The organism is Haloferax sp. Atlit-10N (assembly GCF_003586325.1).
GTDB lineage: Archaea > Halobacteriota > Halobacteria > Halobacteriales > Haloferacaceae > Haloferax > Haloferax prahovense.
The window spans coordinates 630,944-656,749 of record NZ_PSYX01000002.1; the positions used below are offsets into that span (position 1 = coordinate 630,944).

Consider the following 25,806-nt stretch of genomic DNA (forward strand, 5'->3'; position numbering starts at 1 on the left):
AGCGACGCGTCCGTAGTCTCTCGCGTGTTCGACGCCGAACCCACCGGAACCCTCGGGAAGTTCGCGGAGACGGTGCGCGTCTTCGCCGAGCGGCGGCCGTCAGTCCGCGACCTGTTGCGCAGTCGAACCGGGTCGCTCGACCGCGTCCACGCGGTCCTGCCATCGACCGTCGCGGTCGGCGAGTCCCTCGACCTCACGGTACAGGTGTGGGACGAGTACGAACGGCTTCACGGCGCGTACGACGGCGACCTGCGGGTGTCTGCGACCGACGATACTGCGACGTATCCAGACCGCGTCTCCCTCGCCGGCGACGACGAGGGCTACGTCAGACTCGCCGACGCCGTCTCCTTCGAGACACCCGGCGTCCACTACCTGACCTTCTCGCGCCCCGGGTTCGATGAGCGGTACGTCTCGAACCCTGTTTCCGTCTCCACCGACTCCCCCGACGAGCGCGTCTACTGGGGCGATATTCACCTGCACTCGCGGCTCTCGGACGGGACGGGGAGCCTGAAGAAGGGGTATCGGTTCGGGCGCGACGCGATGGCCCTCGACGTCGTCGCCTACACCGACCACGACACGATGGGGTTTTTCATCCCGCCGTCGCTCCAGCGCGCCCTCATGCACGGGTGGTACTTCGACCGGTCGCGCCGCGTCGCCGACCGGTTCTACGACCCCGACGAGTTCGTGACGCTCGTCGGCTACGAGTGGACGAAACAACCCAACTGCGGCGGCCACGTCAACGTCTACTTCGAGGACGCCGACGACGCCGTCCTTCTCGACTCCCGCGGCGGGACGACGGACACCTACGAGAAGCTTTGGAGCCGCCTCCGCGAGTTCGAGTCGACCCGCGACTCGCGGGTCGTGACGATTCCGCACCACCCGACGGAGCGCATGTATCCCTTCGACTTCTCGGCTGTCGAGTACGACGACGAACTCGCGCCGCTCGTCGAGGTGTACTCGCAGTGGGGGTCCGGCGAACTGCCGGGCGACGAGGGGAACCCGTTTCCACTGGCGATGGGTCGCGGCGAGACCGACGAGCCGGGCCACTTCGTCCGCGACGCGCTGTCGATGGGCTACCGGGTCGGCCTCGTCGCGGGCGCAGACTACCACGGCCCGCACCCCGGCCACTCGCTCATCCACGCCGACCCGCACCTCCCCTCCGTTCGCGAGTGGGTCGAAGACGGCGTCGGCTGGTCGAGCATCTGGCGCGTCTGGAACGAGCGGAGCTATCCAGGCGGTCTCTCGGCGTTCCGAGCGCCCGAACTCACCCGCGAGGCGGTGTTCGAGAGCCTCCGGAGTCGCCGCGTCTACGGGACGACCCAGCCGCACCGCATCCTCGCGTCCCTCTCAGTCGGCGGCGTCGAACCCGGCGAGAACGACAGTTCGCTCCGCCTCGACACCCGCGACGAACCCCGCGAGGTCGAAGTCGAGGTCGCGGGGACCGCCCCGCTCGAACGCGTCGAAATCGTCAAAAACGGCGAGACGTGGCGGTCGCAGGCGATTACCTCGGACCCCGACGCGCCGCTTTCGGCGTACACGACGTCTGTCTCGTGGACCGACGGCGACCCGGTCGAGGGGACGGTCTGGGACGACGACCGGCGCTCGGCGGCCGACGCGTACTATCTCCGAGTCACCCAGGTCCCGCGGGACTGCGAGTTTCCCGGGACCGCGTGGGTGGGTCCGGTCTGGGTCGAACCGCCGGACTGAGAGAGGCGGCCGCAGCGACCCCGCTCGCCGCCGGGCGACCTCTCAGGCGAGGAACCTCGTCACGCCGAGGCTTTCTGCGACCAGCCACGCGATGAACAGCGCGTAGGTTCCGAGGAGGAGGTACGACTCGCCGCGCGTCAGCGCCATCTCGGTCCGGAGGACGGCGAAGAAGACGACCGACGCGCCCGTGAGGAAGCTCATCATCGGAACGACCTCCTCGAAGGCGATGACCGCGCCCCCTGCGACGAGGATGCCGACCGGGAGCGCGACGAGGAGCGCGAACACGTTGCTCCCGAAGACGTTGGCGAGGCTCATCGGCGCGTTGCCCTGCCGGGCGGCCGAGACGCTGACGAACGTGTCGGGGAGGCTCGTGCCGGCGGCGACGACCGTCAGCCCCCAGAGGAACGGCGACGTGCCGAAGACGTCGCCGAGGCCGACGGCCGCGCGGACGAGTAGTTCGGCCCCGAGGAGAATGACCGCGAGCGACGCCACGAGGGCGACCCACTCGCGTCTCGGGTTCACGTCGTTGACGACGGCGGTGAGTCCGGCGCGGTGCTCCAGCGTGTCGTGGTACTGCATGAACAGGTACAGGCCGTACAGCGCCAGCGGGATGAGCGCGAGCGCGGGACTCACGAACCCGTCGAGGCTCGCGGTGTCGGTGACGGGTCGGTAGATGACCGCGAGCGAGAAGGTGAGCACGAGAACGGCGATAGAAAGCAGGTAGAACTGCGCTTCCTTGTAGACGAGGTCGCGGTTCGAAGCGAGCCGTCCGCCCTTGCCGACCATCGCCGACACGGACGGGATGATAAGGATGTTGTAGACGGCCGACCCGACGACCGCGCCGACGCCGATGTCGAACGACTGGTACCGGACCGTGGCGATGACGATGCTCGATAGCTCGGGAAAACTCGACCCCACGGCGGCGATGATGGCTCCCTGCACGATGGCGGGGAGCCCGTAGTACGCGCCCAAACGGTCCGAGGCCTGCACGAGCATGCCGCCGCCCTTCCACGCGAGAATCGCGCCGGCGGCTGTGAACGCGACGAGAACCGGAACTGATGCCACGCCCGCACTTCGGCGGCCGGTGGGAAAAAACCGACCCGACTGGCTGCGTCGGCTGATTTCGGCTCGACCCGCTCGCTCAGAACCCCTCGCGCAGGTACGGGTCCCGCTCCGTGAACACCGAGGCGAGGGCACCGGCCGTCTCCTCCCCGGCGACCGAGAGGCGGTCGGTGCGGGCGAGTGCCTCGACGCTCCGCGCGCCGACGAGGAGTTGCGAGAGCGCCCCGATTTCGACGGTCGCGTCCGGGTCGGCGTCGCCACCGACTGATTCGACGCTCGCCGCGCCGTCGCCGACGGCGACCCGGAACGACCCCTCGTTCCAGTCGCAGCGGTCGTCGCGGACCGCGAGGACGAGGTCACAGGCGGCGTCACCGGGGAACGAGACGGCTTCGAGGGCGGCCGGTACGTCCACGATGCGGACCATCGGGCCGGGCTTGATTTCGACTGTCGCCGCCCGCGGGTCGGTCAGGCCGTCGATGAGCCGGGTCGATTCGCGTTCCGACGAGAGAACGACCTCGTCGACCTGCGAGTCGTGGTCCCGCAGGAACCGAAACAGCTGTGCGCGGGCCTCGGCGTCGACGGCGACGAGTTCGCCCACGGACAGCGTCCGCGACTCCCGGTCGCCGCTCACGTCGTAGACGACGTAGCCGCGGAGGTCGCCGTCCCGTTCCCAGCCGTAGGCGAACGGGTCGCCGTCCCAACCGCGGAACAGCCGGTGGCGAATCCAGCCCTCGCTTCGGTCCACCGCGAGGTCTTCGGTCGCCGCGGCCGCGTACACGTCCTCGACTCGCGCCCAGTCGTCGGCGTCGAGGCGGACGAACTCCCCGGCCGGGTCGGCGGCGACCGCCGCGAGTTCGTCCGGCGGCACCGTCGTCTTCGCGTAGTTGTTCGCCGTCGCCCAGCCGAACCGGCGGTAGAAGGCGTACTCGAACGGCCAGAGCGCCGAGAGGTACCGACCGGTGTCGCGGAACTCCGCGAGGAGGTCGTCGAGCATCGCGCCGACGTGGCCCCGCCGGCGCGCCGGCGGCGGCGACGCGACCGCCGAGATACCGGGCAGCGGGTGCCACTCGCCGCGGACGCGAGCCGTGAAGTCGTAGAAGGCACACACCGTCCGCAGGTCGGCCGCGTCGAGGTCTTCGACGGGCGTGTCGGGCGGCGCGTCGTAGAACCCTCGTGGGTGGTAGCTCTCCGGGTCGGGAAGTCGCTCGTCCGACCAATCGGGGCCGTTCTCGGGGCGGAAGGCGTAGTTGAGGAACTCGCGGTAGGTCTCGCGGTGCTCCTCGGGGAGGGAACGGAGGTGCATGCCCGCGGTGCGTCGGGGGACGGTATATGTTTTCGGTACGCGGGCTCGCAGGCGGTCGATTACGATACGATAACACCGACGGCGGAGACCGATGGCGCGACGAAAGCTTCCGTCGTGGGCCGCTTCCCGAACCGTGCGATTCACGTCGTCTCGGTCCCGAGCCCTGCACATGAGCGAGACGAAGCAGTCGTTGGTATCGCGGGGGAACCTCCTCCTCGCGGCCGTCGTGACGCTCGGCATCGTCCTCCCGGGCGTGGCACGCCGCTTCCTCGGCGAGGCGGGCTACAACGACCTCGGAATGGTCGTGTTCGTCCTCGGCTACGCGGGCATGGTCTTCGTCGTCTGGTACGGGTGGATTCGGCCGCTCGACATCACCGGCCCGTCCGAGTAGCGCGCGCCGACCACCGGACGCCGCTCCGTGCCGACAGCGGTGCAGACCCCGGGGGAATCGCCCCGGCAGCCCGGTCGCCCCAATATCGGGGGGTCCGACCGCCGGTTTCCAACGAGAATAACGGAACTTTGATAGTCGATTCGAACCGACCGAGAAAACAAGAATGCTTCCCCTTCAGCTCGTAGACACCTTCCTGCTCGACTACAACATCGGGCAGGCGCTGTTGCTCGTGTTCATCCTGTCGACGGTTGGAACGCTGCCGCTGAAGTCCCGGCAGATCCTCGGTATCAACACCACGGTGTTCGGGCTCATCTTCCTTCTGACCCCGGTGTCGCTGGGCAAGGCTCACTACCTGTTCCTCGGGATTGCGCTCCTCATTGTCGGCCCCATCGTCTACGTCTCGGGCCGCCGCTGAGGGGACGCCGCCGGGCGTTTCGGCCCGGGTCACCGCCGTTTTTTGCGACAGTACGACGGACTGACCGACCGCAACCGACGGTCGCCGTCTCGTTTTTCTCTCGCGACGATTCCGAAGAACGCGACGTTTAAACGGAGAGAACCGCAACCCACGGGTATGTCTGAACCGAGCGTTCCCGGCGGCCGCGGGGCCGTCTTGGACCTCCCCTGCGGCGAGACGAAGCGCGTCCGGGAACTCGACTTGGGCAAACGGGAGTTCGACTGTCCGTGCGGGGACAGCCACGCCGTCGTCATGGACGTCCACCCGCCCGACCGATTTCTCCCGGAGTTCCTCGTCGAAATTCTCCAGGAGACCATCGAGACCACGAGCGACGACATGCCCGAGTTCGGGACGGCCCACCTCATGGGCATCGTCCTCGAGGAGTTCCCCGAGGCCGTCGTCTCCGAAGACGTGTCCGAGGACGGCGAACTCGGCGCGGGCATCGTCTGGGTGACCGACTTCGACTCTCGACGGCTCCACGAGATAATCGTCGAACTCGTCGTGGAACTCATGGAACACGCCGTCAGCCACGCCGACGACGACGAAGTCGTCTCTGAGTTCGAGTCGAAGATGCTCCAGTTCGACGTGAGCGAGTTCGTCGACCAGTACCGCGCCCAGCGCGACCTCGACCCCGAACCGTACATGTAGCGTGCGGGCCGAGCGCCCGCTTTTCAGTCGACTCGAAGTCGCTCCACCGTCGGGTCGAGGGTCGCCTTCGCGCCGAGCGGAAGCGGAACCGTCGGGTCGGCGTGGCCGAACTCCACGTCGAACACCGCCGTCGCGTCGGGGTTGTACGCGTCGAGGACCGACAGCACCTCCGCGCGGAGTTGCGCGCCGTAGTCGGCCGGCGGTTCCCACTCAAGTCCGGGCGAGTACGTCCGCGGCCGACCCATCACGAGCCCGTCGAACCGCGCTAACAGGCCGCGTTCGCCCATCGACCGCAGGGTGTACCGGACCTCCCGGGGGAGCGGCACGTCCTCCGAGGTTTCGAGCGCGAGCACCGCTCCGTCGAGTTCCTCGGGGTCTGGGAGGTAGCGGTCGGTCTGGAGATGCCACTTCAGGACGCTGAAGTTGCCACCCCAGAGTCGCCCGGTCACGCGTTCGTCGCCCCGCCACGTCCGACCCGGGTTGTCGTGCCACTCGCGCGGGTCTTCGGTGTCGAAGTCGAACCAGTCGTCGGTCCACTCCGGCGCGGGTTCGACGACGCCGATGGAGCGCTCGAAGAACGCCCGGCGGAGGTATCGCTCGACGTACGGGTGTAGCTCGGGGTCGACGGTGAGCGTGGGGTGGAGCGTCGCGCCGTAGCTCACGACGCCGTGGGTCCAGAGGAACAGCCGGAGATTGTCGTTGTCGCTGAAGCCGAAGAAGCGCGTCGGCGACGCGGTCAGCCGCGCCGGGTCGAGGTGCGGGAGGATTCGAAGCTGGTCGTCGCCGCCGGTGACGGCGATGACGCCGCGTATCGACGGGTCCTCGAAGGCCTCCATCACGTCCTCCGCGCGCGCCGCCGGGTTGTCCCGGAGCCACTCCCAGTCGCGGCGGGCGGACTCGAAGACGACGGGGTCGAGCGAGAACACGTCGCGGAGACGCGCGCACGCGCGGTCCAAGTGTGATTCGTCGATGGGGCGCGACGGCGCGACGACCGCGACCCGGCTCCCGGAGTCGAGCGGCGGCGGCGTCGTGAATACCGCGGGCATGCGTAGCCGGTACTCGGATACCCGTCAAAAGCCTTCCCCGGGCGCGACAGCGGCGTTCGGCAACATTTTCGAAATTCGCAATCGAGTTTCGGACCTCGTAATTTTTCGCCGGACTTATTACGATGTGCGGATTGGATTCCGACGATGACTGACGAGGACACCTCGGCCGGACCTCAGCAAGGTACAGAGGACCGGACGATTTTGCTCATCGGAAGCGGCCCAATCCAGATTGGACAGGCGGCGGAATTCGACTACTCCGGCGCGCAGGCCTGCCGCGCGCTCCGAGAGGAAGGCGCGCGAGTTGTCCTCGTCAACTCGAACCCCGCGACCATCATGACCGACCCCGAGATGGCCGACAAGGTCTACATCGAACCCATCACGACCGAGGCCATCTCCGAGATTATCGAACGCGAGCGCCCCGACGGCGTCATCGCCGGACTGGGCGGTCAGACCGGACTCAACGTCACGGCCGAACTCGCAGAGGAAGGCGTCCTCGAGGAGTTCGACGTGGACATCATGGGCACGCCGCTCGACACCATCTACGCGACGGAGGACCGCGACCTCTTCCGCCAGCGCATGGAGAAAATCGGTCAGCCCGTCCCGAAGTCGACGACCATCTCGCTGGAGGAAGACGAGGCGGTCGAGAACATCACCGAGGAGGCCCTCGAAGAGCGCGTCGAAGCCTCCGTCGACGCCGTCGGCGGCCTGCCGGTCATCTCGCGGACGACGTACACGCTCGGCGGCTCCGGCTCCGGCGTCGTCCACGAGATGGACGAACTCGTCTCCCGCGTCCGCAAGGGACTTCGCCTCTCGCGCAACAGCGAGGTGCTCATCACGGAGTCCATCTCCGGGTGGGTCGAACTCGAATACGAGGTGATGCGCGACGCCGACGACTCGTGTATCATCATCTGCAACATGGAGAACATCGACCCGATGGGGATTCACACCGGCGAGTCCACCGTCGTCACGCCCTCGCAGGTCATCCCCGACGAGGGCCACCAGGAGATGCGCGACGCCGCGCTCGGAGTCATCCGCGAACTCGGCATTCAGGGCGGCTGTAACATCCAGTTCGCGTGGCACGACGACGGCACCCCCGGCGGCGAGTACCGCGTCGTCGAGGTGAACCCGCGCGTCTCGCGCTCCTCCGCGCTCGCCTCGAAGGCGACCGGCTACCCCATCGCCCGCGTCACCGCGAAGGTCGCCCTCGGCAAGCGCCTCCACGAGATTACGAACGAAATCACCGGCGAGACCACCGCCGCCTTCGAGCCCGCAATCGACTACGTGGTCACGAAGGTTCCGCGGTGGCCCAAGGACAAGTTCACCGACGTGGACTTCGAGCTCTCGACGGCCATGAAGTCCACCGGCGAGGCGATGTCCATCGGACGCACCTTCGAGGAGTCGCTTCTGAAAGCGCTCCGTTCGTCCGAGTACGACCCCGCCGCCGACTGGGACGAGGTCTCCGACGAGGAACTCGAAGCCGAGTACCTCGAAACGCCGACCCCCGACCGCCCGTACGCCATCTTCGAGGCGTTCGAGCGCGGCTACACCACGGAGGACGTGGTCGAACTGACCGACATCCACGAGTGGTACGTCGAGCGCTTCGGCCGCGTCGTCGAGGCGGTCGAAGCCGCCTCCGAGGGCGACTTCGCCGCCGCCGCCTCCGCCGGCCACACCAACGCCAGCATCGCCGCGGCGACCGGTACGAGCGTCGGCGAGGTCGAACAGGACGTCCCCGGCCGCACCTACAAGCAGGTCGACACCTGCGCCGGCGAGTTCGCCGCGCAGACGCCGTACTACTACTCCGCGCGCAAGCCCGAGTTCTTCCGCGGGCCCTTCGAGGGCGACTCGGCCGGTAACGAACTCCGCGTCGACCGCGACATGGAGAGCGTCGTCGTCGTCGGCGGCGGTCCCATCCGCATCGGACAGGGCGTCGAGTTCGACTACTGTTCGGTCCACGCGGTGCAGGCGCTCCGCGACATGGGCATCGACGCGCACGTCGTCAACAACAACCCCGAGACGGTGTCGACCGACTACGACACCTCCGACGGCCTCTTCTTCGAGCCCATCACGGCCGAAGAGGTCGCCGACGTCATCGAGGCCATCGACGCCGACGGCGTCATGCTCCAGTTCGGCGGGCAGACCTCGGTCAACATCGGCCACCCGCTCGAATCCGAACTCGACCGCCGCGGCGTCGACTGCGAGATTCTCGGCACGACCATCGACGCGATGGACCTCGCCGAGGACCGCGACCGCTTCAACCGCCTGATGGACGACCTCGGTATCCTCCAGCCCGAAGGCGGCTCCGCGACCAGCGAGGAAGAGGCGCTCGACCTCGCCAACGACCTCGGCTACCCCGTGCTCGTTCGCCCGTCGTACGTCCTCGGCGGCCGCGCGATGGAAATCGTCCACTCCGACGCGGAGCTCAAGGAGTACATCGAGGAGGCCGTTCGCGTCTCCCCCGACAAGCCCATCCTCATCGACGAGTTCCTCGCCGACGGCGTCGAACTCGACGTCGACGCCGTCTCCGACGGCGAGAACGTCCTCATCGGCGGCGTGATGGAGCACGTCGAGGCCGCCGGCGTCCACTCCGGCGACTCCGCCTGTATGATTCCGCCGCGCTCGCTCGACGACGAGACGATGGCCCGCGTCCGCGAGGTTACGGAGGACATCGCCAGCGCCCTCGACACGGTCGGCCTGATGAACGTCCAGCTCGCGGTCAAGCAGAACGAGGAGGGCTCGAACGACGTGTACGTCCTCGAAGCCAACCCGCGGTCCTCGCGCACCGTCCCGTTCGTCTCGAAGGCCACGGGCGTCCCAATCGCCAAGCTCGCGGCGAAGGTCATGGCCGGCAACTCGCTCGCCGACCTCGCCGTGAGCGAGCAGATTCCCGAGCAGGTGTCGGTCAAGGAGGTCGTCCTCCCGTTCGACCGCCTGCCGGGTTCGGACCCGCGTCTCGGCCCGGAGATGAAGTCCACGGGTGAGGTCATGGGAACCGCGACCTCGTTCGGGAAGGCCTACGAGAAGGCCCAGTCGGCCGCCAACGACCCGATTCCGGCCGACGGAACCATCTACGTCGACCTCGCGGACCCCGAGTTCCCCGACGCCGACAGCGAGGCCGGACAGGAACTGCTCGACGCCTTCGGCGAGTACTACGAGGTGCTCACGCCCGAGGACGTCGACGACTTCCTCACGATGCTCCGCGAGGACAACTTCGACTTCGTCGTCTCCCGCGACCGCGAGACGCTCATCGACTGCGTCGAAGAGGAGGTCAGCTACTTCTCGACGTACGCCTCCGCGAAGGCGGCCCTCGAAGCGCGCGGCGCGGCCGACGAGGACATCGACGTGCTCCCGGTCGGCGAGCGTCCGCGCGTCGTCGCCAACTGGGGTCAGTAAACGACCGGTCGGCGCGCGAACCCCCTGACTCGATTCCTCGATTTCCCACCGACTCGGTTCTTCTCTCCTCGGGCCGGCGACCGCCGCCGCCCCGGACTTTTGACGCGTTCCCGAAGGTTATTGAGCCCCGCACCCATGCGCGGGTATGGCACGCAATCGCGGTCGCGTCCTCCTCGCCGGTGCGACGGGTCGGACGGGCCGACACGTCCTCGACGCGTTGGCGGACACTCCCCTCGTCGTCAGGGCGCTGACCCGCGACGCCGACGCCGAATCCGACCTCCGAGCGCGCGGCGCGGACGAGGTCGTCGTCGGCGACCTCCTCGACCCCGACGACGCCCGGCGGGCGGTCCTCGACGCCGACGCCGTCGTCTCCGCGGTCGGCGTCTCGGCGGGACTCGACGCAATCCGCGGCGACCTCGTCGACGGCGCGGGCGTCGAGAACCTCGTGGACGCCGCGACCGCCTCCGGCGCGCAGCGGTTCGTTCTCGTGTCTTCTATCGGTGTCGGCGACTCGAAGGGCGGACTCCCGCTGTCGCTCCGCGCGATTCTCACCGCGTCGGGCGTCCTCTCGGCGAAGGAACGAAGCGAGACGCGGCTTCGAGACGCGCCGCTCGACCACACGATTATCAGGCCCGGCGCGCTCACCGACGCCCCCGCGACCGCCGACGTGGTCGTCGGCGAGGGCGGCGACTCGGTCTGCGGGAGCGTCCCGCGCGCGGACGTGGCGAACGTCCTCGCGCACTCGCTTTTCACCCGCGAGACCGAAAACCGGACGTTCGAGGTCGTCTCCCGGCCAGGGCTCCGCGGCCGGCCGGATAACGTGGTCGACATCGACTGGACGCCGCTCCCCCGCGCCGAGGCGTCGGGCGACGAGGGCGAACGAGAACTCGCGGAGTAGCCGACCGCGGCGGCGCGCTCAGTCGAGTTTTCCGAGCGCTTCGAAGAAGTCGGAGGTCGGACCGGCGAGTCGAACCGGCGAGTCGGACCGCTCGATACGTATCTCCGTCGGCGGCGACACCGTTCGCCGGGTCCGCCCGTCGCCGACGACGACCGCCGACGCCGCGTCGGTGACGCTGACGGTCACGGCCGCGTCCAGCGGGACGACGAGTGGCGGCATCCCCTCGTCGGCCGCCATCTCGGTGACGACGAGCCCCTCGACGCCGGGGTGGACGAGCGGGCCGCCCTCGCTGAGGTTGTAGGCGGAGCTCCCCGCGGGCGTCGTGACGAGCACGCCGTCGGCGTGGCCGCCGGAGTACACGGAGCCGTTCACGCGGACTTCCAAGTCCGCGCCGCCGCCGTGTCCCCGGCGCGGGCCGTGGACGACGACCTCGTTCATCGACGGGTTTATCTCCCAGCCGTCACCGCTGGCGACGATTCGGGGGACCTCCCGAATCGACTGGCTCCCCTCGCGGAACGCGGCGACCTCGGCCAACACCTCGTCGATGGCGTCGTCGGGCGAGACCGCGTTCAGGAAGCCGACCTCGCCGAGGTTGACGCCGAGGATGGGGACGCCGTCGGCACCGCGGGCGGCGTAGAGAAACGTTCCGTCGCCGCCGATGCTCACCACGAGGTCGCAGTCGTCGAGCGACTCGACGGGGACGCCCTTGACGCCCAACTCCTCGGCGGTCGCCGCGTCGACGACCGCCTCGGCGTCGACCTCGGCGAGCGCCTCGCTCGCGTCCGCCGCGAGGTACGCGGCCCGGCTGTTGCCCTTCTGTGCGACGATGCCGACCTTCATGCCCCGCGGTTTGGCGTCCCCCGGCAAAAGCCCACCGTCACGTCGCCCGGCCCCGTCTCCGCTCGACGCCGCGCGGTAGCTCCGCGCACGGGAAACGTTCATCACGACGCCTGCCTACCTTGAGGTGATGGCAGGCACGGACGCCGGCCGCGCTGTCGTTCGGTGGTGGCTCCCGTGAGTGACGACGACTGGTTCGAGCGGGCACTCCGCGAGGGCGCCGACGGTGAGACCGACGCAGACGACGCGGACCCGGACGAACGCGAGCAGCGCGACGACGGTGAGACCGACGGGTCTCCCGAGAGCGATGCGGTCGCGGACCCCGCGTACGAGCCGTCGGAAGACACCCCCGAGAGCGGGGCCGGCGGCGTCGGAGAGCCTCTGTCGTTCGATGACCGCGCCCCCTTCGACGGTGACGACGACCGCTTCGACGGCGATGACGACCCGTTTTCGACCGACTTCGCCACGGCGTTCGAGAACGCGCCGATGCCCGACGCGGGCGGCGGCCTCGGCGGCGCGCAGTCCGACGACGAGTTCGGATTCGGCCCGGATCCGGGGGAGTCGGAGCCGCCGGCGTTCGACGACGAAGAGCTCGATTCCGACATCGACCGCATCGACATCGGCATCGAAGGCCTCGACGACATGATTCTTGGCGGCGTCCCGGAGCGGTCGCTCATGGTCACTATCGGGAGCGCCGGGACCGGCAAGACGACGTTCGGCCTGCAGTTCCTCCGGAAGGCGCTCGAAGACGGCGACAGCGGCGTCTACATCACGCTCGAAGAGAGTCGCGAGCGCATCCTCGACACCGCCGACGAGAAGGGGTGGGAGTTCTCGAAACACGAGGCCGAGGGCCGACTGGCCGTCGTGGACCTCGACCCCGTGGAGATGGCGAACAGCCTGTCGAGCATCCGAAACGACCTCCCGCGGCTGGTCGAGGAGTTCGGTGCCGACCGGCTCGTCCTCGACTCCGTCTCGCTTTTGGAGATGATGTACGACCACCCCTCGAAGCGCCGCAGCGAGGTGTTCAACTTCACGCGGTCGCTGAAGGACGCGGGCGTGACGACGATGCTCACCTCGGAGGCGGACCAGTCCAACCCCTACGTCTCCAGACACGGTATCGTCGAGTACCTCTCTGACGCCGTGTTCGTTCTCCAGTACGTCCGAAACGACGACTTCCGCGAGACGCGGCTCGCAATCGAGATTCAGAAGATACGCGATGCCAACCACTCCCGCGAGACCAAGCCCTACGAACTCACGAACGAGGGTATCAGCGTCTACCAGCAGGCGAATATTTTCTGAGCCTGCGTTTCGCCTCTCGGCTCACGGAGGTTCTGTGCACGACCGTACGGGTTCCCGTAAGAGGGCTAAGCGCGACCCCCCTGTTGCAGCCGCCTCAGTCGTCGGCGGGCGCCGGTTCGGCGGACTGTTCGGACTCGAAGCGCTCGAAGTGGACGACCTCGTCGACTGGGCGGCGGTACTTGCGTTCCGCCCGCAGCTCGTCGGCGTCGTCGACGGGGATGCCCATCGTGAGAAGCATCACGGGCTCGTACCGCTCGCCGTCGATGTCGAACGCGTCGAGGACGGCGTCAGCGTCGAACCCGCCGATGGGGCAGGTGGCCACGCCCTCGTCCCACGCGGCGTACATGAGCGACATGGCGACCAGCGACGTCGAGCGGACGGTCCAGACGCGGCGCTCCTGTTCGGGGAGGTCCGCCATGTCGGCGATGTTTTCGAGGATACCGTCGTGGACCTCCTCGCTCGGCAGGTAGCCCTTCTCCAGCATGTCGTCGGTGACGGTCTCGGCGTGGGCCTCGGGGTCCTTGTTACCGAGCACGATGACCGACGCGGCGGCACCGGTGACGTGTTCTTGGTCGTACGCCGCCTCGCGGAGCGTCTGCTGTGTCTCGTCTTCGCGCAGTACGACGAACTCCCACGGTTGGAGGTTGTAGCTCGACGGGGCCTGTACGGCGTTTTCGAATATCGTCCGGAGAGTCGTCGAGCGACTCGTCGGCGTACTCGTGGACTGAACGGCGAGTCGTTACGACCTCTGTGAATTCCATTGATGCCCGCCAAGGGCGGCACCAAAATAGGGCGTTGCAATCCGGTCGAACCGGCCGATTCCGGTGTGCTCGCAGTACTCGTATCAGCACGCTACTGGGTGACGCCCGTGTCACCGCGAGGTCGAAGACACGGTTCTGTGGTGCCGTCCGCTCGCCGCGACTCACCTGACGATAGTCACCGGCACCGGCGACCGCCGGAGGACCTCCTCGGCGACGCTTCCGAGCAGGATGCGCGAGACGCCGGTTCGGCCGTGGCTCCCCATCACGACGTGGTCGTAGCCGGCGTCGTCGCCGTCCAGCACCTCGACGATGACTTTCTGCGGGCTGCCGACCTCGATGCGGTCGGTGACCGACCTGTCGGTGTCGACGAGCCCCACCTCGGCTTTCACCTCGGCGAACGTCTCTCTCGACTTTCGTTTCTCCGCTTGAAACCACTCTTCGGAGCCGCTGAGTGCCCGCTCACGATAGTCGGCGTCGGCGGGGTTGATGACATTCAAAAGCGTGAGTTCCGCGTCGGGCCACTCCGTGGCGGCGAAACGGACCGCGGCGACTGACTGCGGCGACCCGTCGGTCGGAACGAGCACGTGTTCGGCCATGTCGCGGCCTACTCGGCCGCGGGCTAAAAATCCGCCCGGCGGGCGCGGGCCGGGACAACCGCGACTCGATCGTCTGCGACGGACGGCGCGGGACGTTCCGGGTGCTCAGTCGCCGTGTCGCGTCACGCAGGTCGAAAGCCCCGTCAGCTCGACGGGCTCGGAGTTATCGGGCGAGTAGACGACCATCTGCCCTTTCTCCATGTACGGCACCTTGTCTTCGAGGTTCGGCGGGATGTTGACGCTCTTGATGGCGTCCTCGTCACCGAGGTTGAGCACGACCTTCGTGTTCACCTGCTTGAACACCGGGTCGGCGATGTCCTGTGGGTCCTGCGTGATGAGGAACAAACCGAGGCGCTCTTTTCGGCCCTGTTTCGCCGCCTCGGTGAACTTCTGGATGACCTTCCGCGCCTGTACGGTGTCGGCGTCGGTGAGGAAGTTGTGCGCCTCGTCCATCCCGAGGACGACCGGCGTCTCCTTGATGCGGTCGCTCGCGGGGTCGTTCGAGAGTTTGTCGTCGATGAGGAGCGCCGAGACGGCGAGGACGAACAGCTCTTTCGCCCGACTCGACGAGAGGTGGTAGGTCGGCACGACCGTCAGCCCGCCGGGCCGGACGAGTTCGTGGTCGAGTTCGGTTATGGGCCGGGCGTCCTGGTCGAAGACCCCGCTCGGCACGCCGCGGACCCGGCGTTTCACCGCGTCGAAGGTGGCCTCGTGGACTCGCCCCGACTCGTGGAGTTCCTCTTTCAGCGCCGGGTCGTCGAGGAACTGGAGGAACTGCTTGTACGTCCCCGAATCGCCGTAGTTCCGGAAGAAGCGGTTCAGGAGTTCGGTGAGCGCCGGGTACTGGTTGTCGTTGAGGCTGCTGCCGGCGACGAGCCACGGGAGGTCCCGCGCCATCGAGAAGGGGATGGTGAACTCCAACTGCTCGGCGCGGTGGTTCGCGCCGGGGTACGACGACCCGGCCATCTTGGGGACGAGCGCGAGGGTGTCGTCGTGGCCGCCGTGGGCGACGCCCTCGCGCTCGTAGCGCCGGGCCATCTCGTCGTCCATGTCTGGGTTGTCGTCGTGCATCTGGGCGTACTCGTCCTGCGGGTCGAACTGGACGATCGCGGTCTGGACCTGACGGCCGTCGTCCATCTCGTAGCTCCGTTCAGCCGAGAGGTACTGCCGCAGGATGTTCTTCGAGGCGTGGGTCTTCCCCGACCCGGTGCCGCCGGCGACCAGCGTGTGGCGGAACACGAGCGGGTCGCCGTCGGTGTAGTCGTCGTTCAGGCGGTAGTCGATGGTCGGCGGTCGGGCCGCGGTTCGGACCTTCTCGCCGCCGACGGAGAGGTGGCCGAGGAAGACGCCCTCCTCGGGAATCTTCAGGCCGGTCTTAATCTGGGTCGCGTCGGTGGCCTCGCCGACCGTCGCCTGCGGTTTCGGTACGCGGTCGACCATCCGCCGTTTGAGGTCGCCGCGGTCCGAAAAGAGGACGGCGATGGGTTCGAGTTCGGCCATGAACTTGAAATCGCGCTCCTCGAACTCGTCGGCGGGGCGGCGCATCGCCCGGCGGGCGTGAATCTCGGTCGCGTCGTCGGCCTGGAACTCCTGGGCGTACTCCAAGCCGACGATGCGACAGAACAGCAGTTCGTCGTCGGGATAGGGGACGACGAGGTACTTCCCGAGGCGGACGCGCTCGCGGTTCCCCGCGGTCACGAACGCCCGGAGCGCCGTCCGCTCGGGGTCCTCCGACACGCGCAGGCCCTGCGAGACCGCAATCGCGCCGACGCCCCGCTCGTCGCCGACGGGGTCGGCGTCGTAGTCGTCGAACTGCAGGTCGTCGGCCTCGTCGGTCACGCCGCCCATGTCAGTCGAGCCGGCGTCGTCGCGCTCGCCGGAGTCGGTTTCGACGCCATCACCGCCGGCGGCGCTCGCGGCGGCCGCAGTTTCGGCTCCCGCGGCGGCCTCGGAACGCTCCGAGCGCCCGTTTCCGGTGGCGTCAGCGGCCGGCCTGTCTCGGTCCGCGTCGGACGAGTCGTCGGGGTCGTCGCCGGCGAAGTCGCTGAAGTCCCCCAAATCGGTCATGTTCCAACGCTTGCGGGCGGCGAGTAAAAAGCCACGCGTCGGCGACGGCGCGCGGTTCCCCTGTCGAACGGTCCCGGATGACGCGCTCTCGGGCGTCGCGTACGACTTTTCCGTGTCGCGCACCTAGCCCGGCTATGTTATTGGTCCGCGGTCACGGCGGCGGCACGGCACTCACCGGTACGATATTCGAACGGGGGGAGCAAGCGCCGACCTACCGCGGCGCGCCGGACGAGGACGCGCCCTACGTCTGGGTCTGCGACGAGTTCTACGAGGTCGAAAGCGGCGGGTCGGAGACCGAAATCGACGGCCGGACGATTCGGGTCGCCTTCGACACGCCGCTCCCCCGCGGCTTCGACACCCGCGAGCAGGCGCTGTCGGCCGCGAAAGAACACGTCAAGACGCAGTTCGCGCGGGTCGGCGTCTCCGCCGACGACGTACGAGTCGAGGTCGTCAGGCCCGAAGAGGAAGGGACGCCGGAGGACGAACAGCCGGACGCGGCGGACCGCTCCGCCGACGAAGGCTCTCCCGAGGGCGACGCGTCGCTCTGAGGGCGGTCGACCGCCGAGGCGCGCTCCTCGGTCGCGCTACTCTTACTCGTCGGCGTCGACCCAGCGGATATTGTCGTAGCTCTTCATCTGGTCAGAGTCGAGTTTCTCCGAGAGCTTTCGTCTGAGCGCGGCCTTCTCGCCGACGCTCACCCGCGCGAGTTCGTCGGCCTTCTCGACCGCCAGCGGCGGCCCGCGCGTGGCGGCCACGTCGCGGACGACGTGGTGCATCAGGTCGGCGCGGCGCTCGGAGTCCTTCGTGAACGCGTAGGGCGCTTCGACCCGGTAGCACACGTCGGTTCGGGGGTCGTACAGCACGAAGAACGTCACCGTGTACGCCTCGGGGTCGAGCGTTCGCTCGATGCCGAACGCCTCGCCCTCGGCGCTCAGTTGGCGGTCCGAGCCGCCGCGCGAGACGAACCAACTCGTGAACGTGAGCTCCTCGGTGCGGCGCTCGTCGCCGTCGGGGCCCTCCCGGCGTTCGAGCAGGTTGACGAAGAAGGCGGCGTCGTCGACCCACGGCCGCCTGCCGGCGTCGTTCCCGTCGAGCTGTTTTCTGACCGTGCGGACGACGTGTTTCGCGCCGGGATTCTTCACGAAGCCGGCGAGGGGCACGTCCCGCTCGACGAAGCGCTCGACGAGTCGGATGTAGTTCTCGACGACGGCCTTCGGCTTCGCGTCGCGCGCGAGGTCCTTCAGTTCGGCGTCGCGGTCGCGCCAGTTCAGGAGTTCCTTCGGGTACACCGGTCCGTCGAGGATGAGCAGGTCGGAGACGGCGTCGGCGTGTTCGAGCGCGTGGGCGCTCTCGGCGAGGTAGAGCGCGAGCGCGTGGACGACGCCCTCGGCGTAGCGGTTGACCCGCGGGACGCTCAGCACGCGCCGGCGGCCGTAGCCCTCGTCGGACCGGAGCCACTCGTCGGTGTCGAAAAACTGGACCGGGTCGTGGGTGTGCGCCGCCATGACGATAGAGCGGTGTCGGTGGAGGTCGAGGTCCGACGGCTCGGCGGCCATCGCGGCGTGGGCCACGTCGAGGACGAGCCCGTTTTTGAACGTCGTCGGGTTGATGGTCCCCGAGTCGAGGCCGTGGACGGTCGGAAACGGCGACTCCGTGAGCGCGACGTCGTCGATGGCGGCGGCGTGGAGGCGCTGTTCCCCGAGCGGTTCGACGATGGGAAGTCCCCCGTCGGGCGATTCGAGGGGGTCGAGCCACGATTCCCAGACCGTCCGCGCGAGGTCGTCGTAGTCGGCGTCGTCGACCGAGTCCGCGATGGAACTCGCCATGGACGCGATGTCGTCCACGTGGACGGGGTCGAGGGTCATATCTCGGCGTCGTCGCCGACGGGTATAGTGGTTGTCGTCGCCGGTGAGGCGTCGTTCGGACTGGCCCGCGGCGAGCCGACGCGCGACGGGTCGCCCCCTCGACAGGTCCCGGCACGCTCATATCGCTCCGTTGCCAACGCTTCGCCGAGAATGTCTGTCAGCGCGGTCGGGTTCGACCTCGACTACACACTCGCGGTTCCGACGCGGGACCGCGAGACGATTCTCTCGGAGGCGGCGGCGGCGGCGGGCGCGCCCCCGTTGACCCGAGAGGCGTATCTCCGGGCACACCAAGAGAACCTCACGCGCGAGACCCGCGCGCCCATCTTCGAGACCCTCCTCGACGAGCACGACTCCACCGTCGACCCGGAGCACGTCGCAACGGCGTACAGAGAGCGAATCACCGACGCGGTCGTCCCCGTCGAGGGCGTCGAGGCGATGCTCGCCGGCCTGCGGACGACCTACCGCGTCGGCCTCCTCACCAACGGGCCGGTCGTGGCCCAAGAGGCGAAAATCGACAAACTCGGTTGGCGCGACCACTTCGACACGGCGCTCGTGACGGGCGCGCTCCCCGCCGGAAAGCCGGACCGGCGGGCGTTCGATGCCCTGCTCGACGAGCTCGGAACCGAGCCCGAAGAGACCGTCTACGTCGGCGACAGCGTCCACCACGACATCGCCGGCGCGCACGACGCAGGGCTGCTCCCGGTGCAGGTGCTCGGCGAAGGCTGTGACGACCCCGACCCGCGGGCGGTCGCACACATCCACCACGACGACCTGCCGACGGCGCTTCCGGAACTCGTCGCGGACCTCTGAGTCGGTCGCGCGGCGGGCGGGTTTTATTGGTCTCGGCCCTCGGCTTCGAGCGCCGCGACCAGCGCGCGGAACGCCGGGAGCGTCCACTTCACCTGCGCGCCGTCCTCGACGAACACGAGCGTCCGCGGCGGGCGGACCGCCTTCGGGCGGACGCGAAGCCCCTCCTCGGAGGCGGCCTCGGCGGTCACGTCGGGGTGGGCGAGGAACTCGACGCGGGCGCGGTCGGGCTGGACGTACACCTCGGCGACGCGCTCGTCGCCGGCGGCGACCGCGTAGGCGAGCGCGCCGTCGTCGGTCGGTTCCACGTCGGGGTCGGCGTCGACGACGGAGAGAACGGAAAAGGCGTCTTCGTGGCCCGTTACCTCCGAGGCGAGCAGTTGGGCGATGCGTGTCCCGTCGGAGAGCGAATCGACGACCATGCCGGCCGTTCGCGCCCGGACGGTTTCGGGGTGTCGCTTCGCTGGCGGGCGGAGGGGCGAAGCGAAAAGACGGGAGGACGCTACTCGGCCAGCGACCGCTTTGCTTTCTCGGCCGCGTCGTCCACGTTCACCTCGTTTGCGCGTGCGAAGAGGACCGCGGCGGCCTCGGCGGTGACGCCGAGGCGGGACTGTCGCTCGTTGATGCCGGCGACGGCGGCCTGTTTTTCGATGCCGGCGGCGACGCAGGCGTCGAGAATCTGCTCGAACGCCGACTGCTCGCGGAGGACGGAGGCGTCGGGTTCGAACTCCTCGGGTATCCGTACCTCGGCGGGGTCGAACGTCGCGACGACCTCGCCGTCGTCGCGCTCGACGAGGCCGCGGCCCGCGGCGAGGTCGATGAGGCGCTTCGCCTGGTCCGGGGAGAACCAGTCGCGGTCGAGCGACAGGGCGACGACGAACTCGCCCTCGCCGAGGCGGGTCGAGCCGTGTTGCCGGAAGGGGACGGCGACGGTGACGTCGAGACTCATCGGTTCGACGGCGGGCGCGGGCGAACTAAACGGTTTGCGTTGCCATCGCGCCCGAGAGACGTGGTGTCACCCGTCTCCGCCGAGCACCGATTCGAGCGATTCAAGTAGTCACCGAGGTTTTTACCCCGTATGAAGGACCAAGGACGCTCCAAGCGGAAGCGGACCGGCGGTCGGCGCAAGCCGTCCCGAAACAAGAAGCGCTACCAGCTGGGCCGCGAACCCGCCGCCACGACGGTCGGCGAGCCCCGGTTCCAGATCATCGACTCCCGCGGTAACAACGAGAAGGTCCGCGCCCTCTCGACGAACGTCGCGCAGGTCGCCGACGGCTCCGACGTGACGCAGGCCGACATCGAAGGCGTCTTCGACAACCCGTCGAACGTCAACTACGCCCGCCGGAACATCATCACGAAGGGCTCCATCATCGACACGAGCGCCGGCCGCGCCCGCGTCACCTCCCGCCCCGGTCAGGACGGGCAGGTCAACGCCGTCGTCGTCGACGAAGAGTAAGTCTCTCTCCCCGCGTCGTCGTTTCGGCGCGGCTCGACTGTTTTACCCCGTGAGCCCCGCGGCCGTCGCTCGCGGGCGTGGTTCGGTCGAAGTCGAATCCGGAACAAGAAGTGAGCGATAAAAGCGGCGTCGCGGCTGGCCGCTCGTGGCCGGTCAGGGCGTCGGCGCGGCCTTCTGAAGCGCCGTCTCGGCGATGTTACCACCGTAGTCGGCGCTCCGGGAGACGGAGTCGACGATGAGGCCGAGCAGTTGCGCGCGGGCCGGGTCGAGGCCGCGGAGGAGTTCGTCGATGCCGCGGGCGCTCGCGTCGATGGCCTGGACGGCCTCGCGGGACTCGTTGGCGAGGCGGCTCGCCTCGTCGCTCTCCTCGGCGAACAGCGCGTCCATACCGCCGTTGACGACGGCCTTCGCCTCCTCGAACAGTTCCTGAATCGCCTCGACGATTTCGCCGTCGACGGGCTCTTCGAAGTTCAATGAGAGGTGGGCGATTTTGGTCGCGTGGTCGCCGATGCGCTCCAGTTGCCGGGCGGCGGACTGGTAGTCGAAGCAGATTTCGCGGGGCAGGCCGAGTTCTTCTGCGGCCTTCGGAGTCCGGAGCGTCGCCCGGAAGATTCGGGAGACGACCATCCAGAGGCGGTCGACGTCGTCGTCGCGCTGGATGACGTCGCGGGCCATGTCGTCGTCCTGCTCGGCGATGGCCGCGATGGCGTCTTCGAGCATCGAAAGCGAGATGAGCCGCATCCGAGTGACCGCGTTGTGGATGGAGAGCTCGGAGGAGTCGAGCAGGTCGCGGATGACGACCCGGTCGCGCGTCTCTTCGAGCACTTCGAGGCCGACGAGGCTCTGGGTCGCCTCGCGGATGGTCCGGCGTTGGTCGGTCGTGATGCGCGAACTCTCCAGCGCGATGATGTCGAACCCGCTTACGTACATCGTCATGACGGCGCGGGTGAGTTCGTCTCCTTCGAGGGTCGCGATGTCGAGGGTGCCCTCGGTGCGTTCTTCCTCCGAGCGAGGGGTCAAGAACAGCGAGTCCCCCTCCGGGTAGAACTCGACTTCGCTCCCCGCCGAGACGCCGTTGTCCGTCGCCCAATCTTTGGGAATCGAGACGGTATAGGTGGAACCGCCCGTCACCTGCACCTTTCGGGTTTCGACCATGTCCGTGGGTGGTTCTCAATACACAATAAAACTGTCTATCTCTATATATTGATTGCGCATTTTATGTGATGAGCGCTACCGAACGTGACCCGTGCCGATTCGAGCTCGAAACACCGCTCCCTCAGTAGTTGTTTTTACGCCGCTCCCGTCGGCCCGTGTCCCCGCGTTTTCTGACACGTCGGCGAAAGTTCGCGCACGAGACGGCTACGAATGGAACAATCGGCTGCTTTCGTCGATTACGCCCCGTTCTTGTCACACGTTATCAATCGTTGTGGACATACCGGAACGTATCACTATATAGTTGTCATAGCAGGGTATTTACGCCAAAATCGGCTCGTCAAAATCGATGACGCGTAACTCGGACAGCGGTCTTTCGCGGCGTAAGTTCCTGATTGCCTCGGGCGCGGCCGGTCTCGCTGGACTCGCCGGGTGTACGGAGAACAACACCGACGGCGGTGGCTCCGGCGGCGACTCTGAGGGTGAGGACTCGTCGGGTGACGGGAGCAACGAGCTCTCGGGAACCATCGATATCGCCGGCTCCTCGACGGTGTTCCCGCTCGCGACCGCGATGAGCGAGCGCTTCCAGACCGAGCACTCCGAGGTCAACATCAACCTCCAGTCCACCGGTTCCGGTGGCGGTTTCGCGAACTACTTCTGTACGGGTCAGACCGACTTCAACAACGCCTCGCGCCCCATCAAGGGCGAAGAGCAAGACCAGTGTGAGAGCAACGACGTGACCCCCGTCGAACTCAAAGTCGCCACCGACGCGCTGACGGTCATCGTCAACAACGACAACGACTTCCTCGGCGACGGACTCACCGTCGAACAGCTCCGGACCATCTTCTCGGCCGAGTCGACCCCGACGACGTGGTCCGACGTGAACTCCGAGTGGCCCGACGAGGAGATTCAGATTTACGGCCCCACCGACGCCTCCGGCACGTACGACTACTTCATCGAGGCCATCATCGGCGAGGAAGGACCGGGCCACCGACAGGACTACTCCGCGACCGAGCAGGACCGCACCATCATACAGGGCGTCCAGGGCTCCGAGTACGCCATCGGCTACATGGGCTTCGCGTACTACAGCGAGAGCACCGACGCCGTGCAGGCCGTCCCCATCGAGAACGACGCCGGCGAGTTCGTCGAGCCGTCGCTCGACACGGCGCTGTCCGGCGAATACAACCCGCTTTCCCGCCCGCTGTTTACCTATCTCGCCCGCGAGTCGCTCGCGGAGAACCACGTCGCCGAGTTCGCCCGCTACTGGATGGAGAACTCCACCAGCCGCGAAATCGTCGCCAACGAGGTCGGCTACGTCCCGCTCGGCGAAGACGAGCAACAGGAGATGCTCGACACGCTCAACGCGGCCATCGAGGAAGCCAACTAGCCGCTTCCCCGACAGAATCAGCTAACGAAGCGCTTTTTCATACACCACGATTCAATCCAACCAATGAGCACAGATGACCTCGAAACCGACCTCACGCGGAACACGGAGAACTCCCCGCGTGAGCTACTGACGCGGTCGTTCTTCTTCCTGTGCGCGGCGTTGTCCGTCGTGACGACCCTCAGTATCGTCGGGCTCCTCATCACGGAGGCGGCCAAGTTCTTCACGCTGACAGCCCCGCTGATGGGAGTGGTGGGGGAGACGGCGTCTATCGTCGACTTCCTCACCGGAACCACCTGGCAGATACACAGCCAAGAGTTCGGCGTGCTGGCGCTCGTGTCGGCGACGCTGATGGTCACCATCGGGTCGGCCATCATCGCGCTCCCGCTCGGCGTCGCCACCGCCATCTACCTCAGCGAGTACGCGAGCGCACAGGCGCGCTCGATTCTCAAACCCGCGCTGGAAATCCTCGCCGGCGTCCCGACCGTCGTCTACGGCTTCTTCGCGCTCATCTACATCACGCCGGCACTGGAAGTCGTCTTCCCCGGCATCGGGACGTTCAACATGCTCTCTGCGAGCATCGTCGTCGGCATCATGATCATCCCGATGGTCGCCTCCATCAGCGAGGACGCGATGTCCGCCGTCCCCGACGAACTCCGACAGGCGGGCTACGGCATGGGCGCGACGAAGTTCGACGTGTCGACCGGCATCGTCGTCCCCGCCGCCCTCTCCGGTATCTTCTCTTCTTTCATCCTCGCGCTCTCGCGCGCCATCGGCGAGACGATGGCCGTCACCGTCGCCGCGGGCGCGCAGGCGAAGTTCCTCAACCCGCTCAACCCCGCGTCGTACCTCGAAGGCGCGCTGCCCATGACCGCTGCGATGGTCCAGCTTCTCACCGGTGACATCACCGGCGGCGGGCTGGCCTACCGCAGCCTGTTCGCCATCGGCCTCGTGCTCTTCGTCATCACACTCATCATGAACGTCATCAGCGACTACGTCTCGCGACGCTACCGGGAGGCATACTGAGATGTCGACCGACACCGAATCGAGTTACGCAGACGGGTTCGGACAGGTCAGCCGAACCACCGGAACCGTCTTCCGGTACCTACTGTTGGGCGCGACGATGTTCGGCATCGTCACGCTCGCCATCCTCCTCGTCTACGTCGCCAACGACGCGATTCGCCCGCTCACCGCCGACCTCGGGTGGCATCTCACCTTCTTCCTGACGCTCGTCGTCCCCACGACGGTCGTCGCCGGCTCTCTCGCCCGCCGGAACGTCCCGGCGCTCAAGCTCGGCGGGATGGTCATCGGGATGCTCGCGGTGTTCCTGCTGTTCAGTGGCGGCGTCGCCATCGTCTTCGTCGATATCGTCCCGCCGCTGACCGGCCTGTCGTACGTCGTCGGCCTCCTCGTTCCGGCGGCGCTCACGGTCGTCCTGACCAAGTACGAACAGCAGATTCCGTTTACCCTCCGCGTCGCCGCGACCGGTGCCGCGTTTATTCTCTCGCTCGTCGGCGTTCCGGGGTACTTCCACAGCATCCCCGAAATCGTCCGACAGCTCCCGTTCGTCCCGACCGATTGGATGATTCTGACGCTCGTTCTCGGCGGCGTGACCGCGGTCGTCGTCGGACAGTACATCGCCCGAATCCGAGAGGACACTACCGCGGGCCTCGCGGCGGGCGCGTCCGCGCTCGTCCTGACCGGTCTCGCGGCCGTCGTCGGTCCGACGCTCGGCGTCGACGCCAACGCCGCCGCCGTCGTCACGTCGGTCGCGTTCGTCCCGACGCTGGCCTACGCCGGCGGCGCGGCGGTCACCCGCGAACAGGAGCGAATCGGCCTGCTGCTCGCGGGCGTCATCATCGGCGGGTCGCTCGTCGGCGCGGTCGCGGTCGACGCGCTCGGCTTCGCCGGCCCGCAGTCGTGGGTCGACTGGCAGTTCCTCACGAGCGCCCACAGCGGGACCGCGGAGAACGCCGGCCTCTACCCGGCCATCGGCGGCTCCATCCTGCTGATGGCGACGGTCGCCGCCCTCTCGTTCCCGCTCGGCGTCGGCGCGGCGGTGTACCTCGAAGAGTACGCCCCCGACAACGCCTTCACCCGATTCATCGACGTGAACATCTCGAACCTCGCCGGCGTCCCCTCGGTCGTCTACGGCCTGCTCGGACTCGGCGTGTTCGTCACCTACCTCGGCCAGCCGACGGGGACGGTCCTCATCGGCGGCGCGACGCTCGCGCTCCTCATCCTGCCCATCGTCATCATCTCCTCGCGCGAGGCGATTCGGGCGGTTCCCAGCGACATGCGGCAGGCGTCCTACGGCATGGGCGCGACGCGCTGGCAGACGGTGAAGAACGTCGTCCTCCCGGAGGCGTTCCCCGGCATCCTGACCGGAACCATCCTCGCGCTCGGCCGGGCCATCGGAGAGACCGCGCCGCTCATCATGATCGGCGCGCCGAACGTGCTTTTCAGCCTGCCGACGGAGCTCACTTCGAAGGTGAGCGCCATGCCCCTGCAGGTGTACGCGTGGTCCAGCCTGTTCGCCAGCGAGGACTTCTACACGAAGGCAGTCCCGGCGGGCGTCGTCGTCCTCCTGGCGGTCCTCCTCGCCATGAACTCCATCGCCATCGTCCTGCGCAACAAGTTCGAAAGTGAAAACTGAACACCACCAATGAGCCAAAGAGAC

General features: G+C 67.7%; 23 protein-coding genes and 1 pseudogene. 13 read left to right on the top strand and 11 right to left on the bottom strand.

What is annotated here, in order from left to right:
• Positions 1 to 24: 24 nt before the first annotated feature.
• Positions 25 to 1,707 (top strand): DUF3604 domain-containing protein, encoded by a 1,683-nt coding sequence (locus tag C5B91_RS10185; protein WP_008095674.1) that lies wholly within the window; start codon positions 25 to 27, stop codon positions 1,705 to 1,707.
• A 42-nt stretch (positions 1,708 to 1,749) separates the two neighbouring features.
• Here the strand turns inward: C5B91_RS10185 and C5B91_RS10190 are convergent, their stop codons facing one another.
• Together C5B91_RS10190 and eis are read right to left on the bottom strand one after the other, a co-directional pair.
• On the bottom strand, positions 1,750 to 2,772 hold the full coding sequence (locus C5B91_RS10190) for a sodium:calcium antiporter (RefSeq protein WP_008095672.1): 1,023 nt from the start codon (positions 2,770 to 2,772) through the stop codon (positions 1,750 to 1,752).
• Between the two features lie 76 nt (positions 2,773 to 2,848).
• On the bottom strand, positions 2,849 to 4,072 hold the full coding sequence (gene eis / locus C5B91_RS10195) for an enhanced intracellular survival protein Eis (RefSeq protein ID WP_049967642.1): 1,224 nt from the start codon (positions 4,070 to 4,072) through the stop codon (positions 2,849 to 2,851).
• Positions 4,073 to 4,241: 169 nt separating this feature from the next.
• Here eis and C5B91_RS10200 point away from each other — a divergent pair, with 169 nt between their 5' ends.
• The 3 genes from C5B91_RS10200 to C5B91_RS10210 all read left to right on the top strand — a co-directional run bounded on the left by C5B91_RS10200 (position 4,242) and on the right by C5B91_RS10210 (position 5,565).
• Complete coding sequence (locus tag C5B91_RS10200; RefSeq protein WP_008095667.1) at positions 4,242 to 4,463, top strand: hypothetical protein; 222 nt, start codon at positions 4,242 to 4,244, stop codon at positions 4,461 to 4,463.
• A gap of 163 nt (positions 4,464 to 4,626) precedes the next feature.
• Positions 4,627 to 4,878 carry a hypothetical protein gene (locus tag C5B91_RS10205; RefSeq protein ID WP_008095666.1) on the top strand — a complete coding sequence of 84 codons (252 nt, stop codon included), beginning with the start codon at positions 4,627 to 4,629 and terminating at the stop codon, positions 4,876 to 4,878.
• A gap of 156 nt (positions 4,879 to 5,034) precedes the next feature.
• Complete coding sequence (locus C5B91_RS10210; RefSeq protein ID WP_008095664.1) at positions 5,035 to 5,565, top strand: DUF5815 family protein; 531 nt, start codon at positions 5,035 to 5,037, stop codon at positions 5,563 to 5,565.
• Positions 5,566 to 5,588: 23 nt separating this feature from the next.
• Here the strand turns inward: C5B91_RS10210 and C5B91_RS10215 are convergent, their stop codons facing one another.
• On the bottom strand, positions 5,589 to 6,611 hold the full coding sequence (locus C5B91_RS10215; RefSeq protein ID WP_049967643.1) for a S66 peptidase family protein: 1,023 nt from the start codon (positions 6,609 to 6,611) through the stop codon (positions 5,589 to 5,591).
• A gap of 144 nt (positions 6,612 to 6,755) precedes the next feature.
• Between C5B91_RS10215 and carB the strand changes: the two genes are divergently transcribed.
• Both carB and C5B91_RS10225 read left to right on the top strand, forming a co-directional pair.
• A complete protein-coding gene (carB, locus tag C5B91_RS10220) occupies positions 6,756 to 10,004 on the top strand; it encodes a carbamoyl-phosphate synthase large subunit (RefSeq protein WP_115819566.1) in 3,249 nt (1,082 codons plus the stop codon).
• A 145-nt stretch (positions 10,005 to 10,149) separates the two neighbouring features.
• The gene (locus tag C5B91_RS10225; RefSeq protein WP_008095661.1) at positions 10,150 to 10,902 is read left to right on the top strand and encodes an SDR family oxidoreductase; all 753 of its coding nucleotides are present in this window, start codon (positions 10,150 to 10,152) and stop codon (positions 10,900 to 10,902) included.
• 18 nt (positions 10,903 to 10,920) lie between these two features.
• On the opposite strand, the gene C5B91_RS10230 is transcribed toward C5B91_RS10225, so the two are convergent.
• Positions 10,921 to 11,742, bottom strand: coding sequence for an NAD(+)/NADH kinase (locus C5B91_RS10230; protein WP_115819565.1), 822 nt, complete (start codon positions 11,740 to 11,742; stop codon positions 10,921 to 10,923).
• A 174-nt stretch (positions 11,743 to 11,916) separates the two neighbouring features.
• Between C5B91_RS10230 and C5B91_RS10235 the strand changes: the two genes are divergently transcribed.
• Positions 11,917 to 13,038, top strand: coding sequence for a KaiC domain-containing protein (locus C5B91_RS10235; RefSeq protein WP_115819564.1), 1,122 nt, complete (start codon positions 11,917 to 11,919; stop codon positions 13,036 to 13,038).
• A 94-nt stretch (positions 13,039 to 13,132) separates the two neighbouring features.
• On the opposite strand, the pseudogene C5B91_RS10240 reads toward C5B91_RS10235, so the two are convergent.
• From C5B91_RS10240 to C5B91_RS10250, 3 genes and pseudogenes are all read right to left on the bottom strand, one after another.
• Positions 13,133 to 13,799: pseudogene (locus C5B91_RS10240) on the bottom strand (nitroreductase family protein).
• Between the two features lie 161 nt (positions 13,800 to 13,960).
• Positions 13,961 to 14,395, bottom strand: coding sequence for a universal stress protein (locus C5B91_RS10245; RefSeq protein WP_008095648.1), 435 nt, complete (start codon positions 14,393 to 14,395; stop codon positions 13,961 to 13,963).
• A 105-nt stretch (positions 14,396 to 14,500) separates the two neighbouring features.
• Complete coding sequence (locus tag C5B91_RS10250; RefSeq protein ID WP_115819563.1) at positions 14,501 to 16,462, bottom strand: ATP-binding protein; 1,962 nt, start codon at positions 16,460 to 16,462, stop codon at positions 14,501 to 14,503.
• Between the two features lie 134 nt (positions 16,463 to 16,596).
• Between C5B91_RS10250 and C5B91_RS10255 the strand changes: the two genes are divergently transcribed.
• Entirely contained in the window at positions 16,597 to 17,010 is a 414-nt protein-coding gene (locus C5B91_RS10255; RefSeq protein WP_008095645.1) for a hypothetical protein, read from the top strand.
• 42 nt (positions 17,011 to 17,052) lie between these two features.
• On the opposite strand, the gene C5B91_RS10260 is transcribed toward C5B91_RS10255, so the two are convergent.
• Positions 17,053 to 18,327 carry a DNA double-strand break repair nuclease NurA gene (locus tag C5B91_RS10260; RefSeq protein WP_008095643.1) on the bottom strand — a complete coding sequence of 425 codons (1,275 nt, stop codon included), beginning with the start codon at positions 18,325 to 18,327 and terminating at the stop codon, positions 17,053 to 17,055.
• A gap of 150 nt (positions 18,328 to 18,477) precedes the next feature.
• On the opposite strand from C5B91_RS10260, the gene C5B91_RS10265 reads away from it, so the two are divergent.
• On the top strand, positions 18,478 to 19,137 hold the full coding sequence (locus C5B91_RS10265) for an HAD family hydrolase (protein ID WP_004975368.1): 660 nt from the start codon (positions 18,478 to 18,480) through the stop codon (positions 19,135 to 19,137).
• A gap of 23 nt (positions 19,138 to 19,160) precedes the next feature.
• Here C5B91_RS10265 and C5B91_RS10270 read toward each other — a convergent pair whose 3' ends face one another.
• Together C5B91_RS10270 and C5B91_RS10275 are read right to left on the bottom strand one after the other, a co-directional pair.
• Positions 19,161 to 19,556: a hypothetical protein gene (locus C5B91_RS10270; protein ID WP_008095642.1), complete on the bottom strand. Its 396-nt coding sequence runs from the start codon at positions 19,554 to 19,556 to the stop codon at positions 19,161 to 19,163.
• A gap of 80 nt (positions 19,557 to 19,636) precedes the next feature.
• A complete protein-coding gene (locus C5B91_RS10275; protein ID WP_004975365.1) occupies positions 19,637 to 20,083 on the bottom strand; it encodes a DUF2240 family protein in 447 nt (148 codons plus the stop codon).
• 129 nt (positions 20,084 to 20,212) lie between these two features.
• Here C5B91_RS10275 and C5B91_RS10280 point away from each other — a divergent pair, with 129 nt between their 5' ends.
• Positions 20,213 to 20,590: a 30S ribosomal protein S8e gene (locus C5B91_RS10280; protein ID WP_008095639.1), complete on the top strand. Its 378-nt coding sequence runs from the start codon at positions 20,213 to 20,215 to the stop codon at positions 20,588 to 20,590.
• Positions 20,591 to 20,743: 153 nt separating this feature from the next.
• Here the strand turns inward: C5B91_RS10280 and C5B91_RS10285 are convergent, their stop codons facing one another.
• Entirely contained in the window at positions 20,744 to 21,745 is a 1,002-nt protein-coding gene (locus C5B91_RS10285; protein ID WP_049967649.1) for a phosphate uptake regulator PhoU, read from the bottom strand.
• Between the two features lie 346 nt (positions 21,746 to 22,091).
• On the opposite strand from C5B91_RS10285, the gene C5B91_RS10290 reads away from it, so the two are divergent.
• The 3 genes from C5B91_RS10290 (at position 22,092) to pstA (ending at position 25,782) form a co-directional block, all read left to right on the top strand.
• Entirely contained in the window at positions 22,092 to 23,129 is a 1,038-nt protein-coding gene (locus C5B91_RS10290) for a PstS family phosphate ABC transporter substrate-binding protein (protein ID WP_049967650.1), read from the top strand.
• A gap of 63 nt (positions 23,130 to 23,192) precedes the next feature.
• Entirely contained in the window at positions 23,193 to 24,152 is a 960-nt protein-coding gene (pstC, locus tag C5B91_RS10295) for a phosphate ABC transporter permease subunit PstC (protein WP_115819562.1), read from the top strand.
• Position 24,153: 1 nt separating this feature from the next.
• The gene (gene pstA / locus C5B91_RS10300) at positions 24,154 to 25,782 is read left to right on the top strand and encodes a phosphate ABC transporter permease PstA (protein ID WP_115819561.1); all 1,629 of its coding nucleotides are present in this window, start codon (positions 24,154 to 24,156) and stop codon (positions 25,780 to 25,782) included.
• The last annotated feature ends 24 nt before the right edge of the window (positions 25,783 to 25,806 follow it).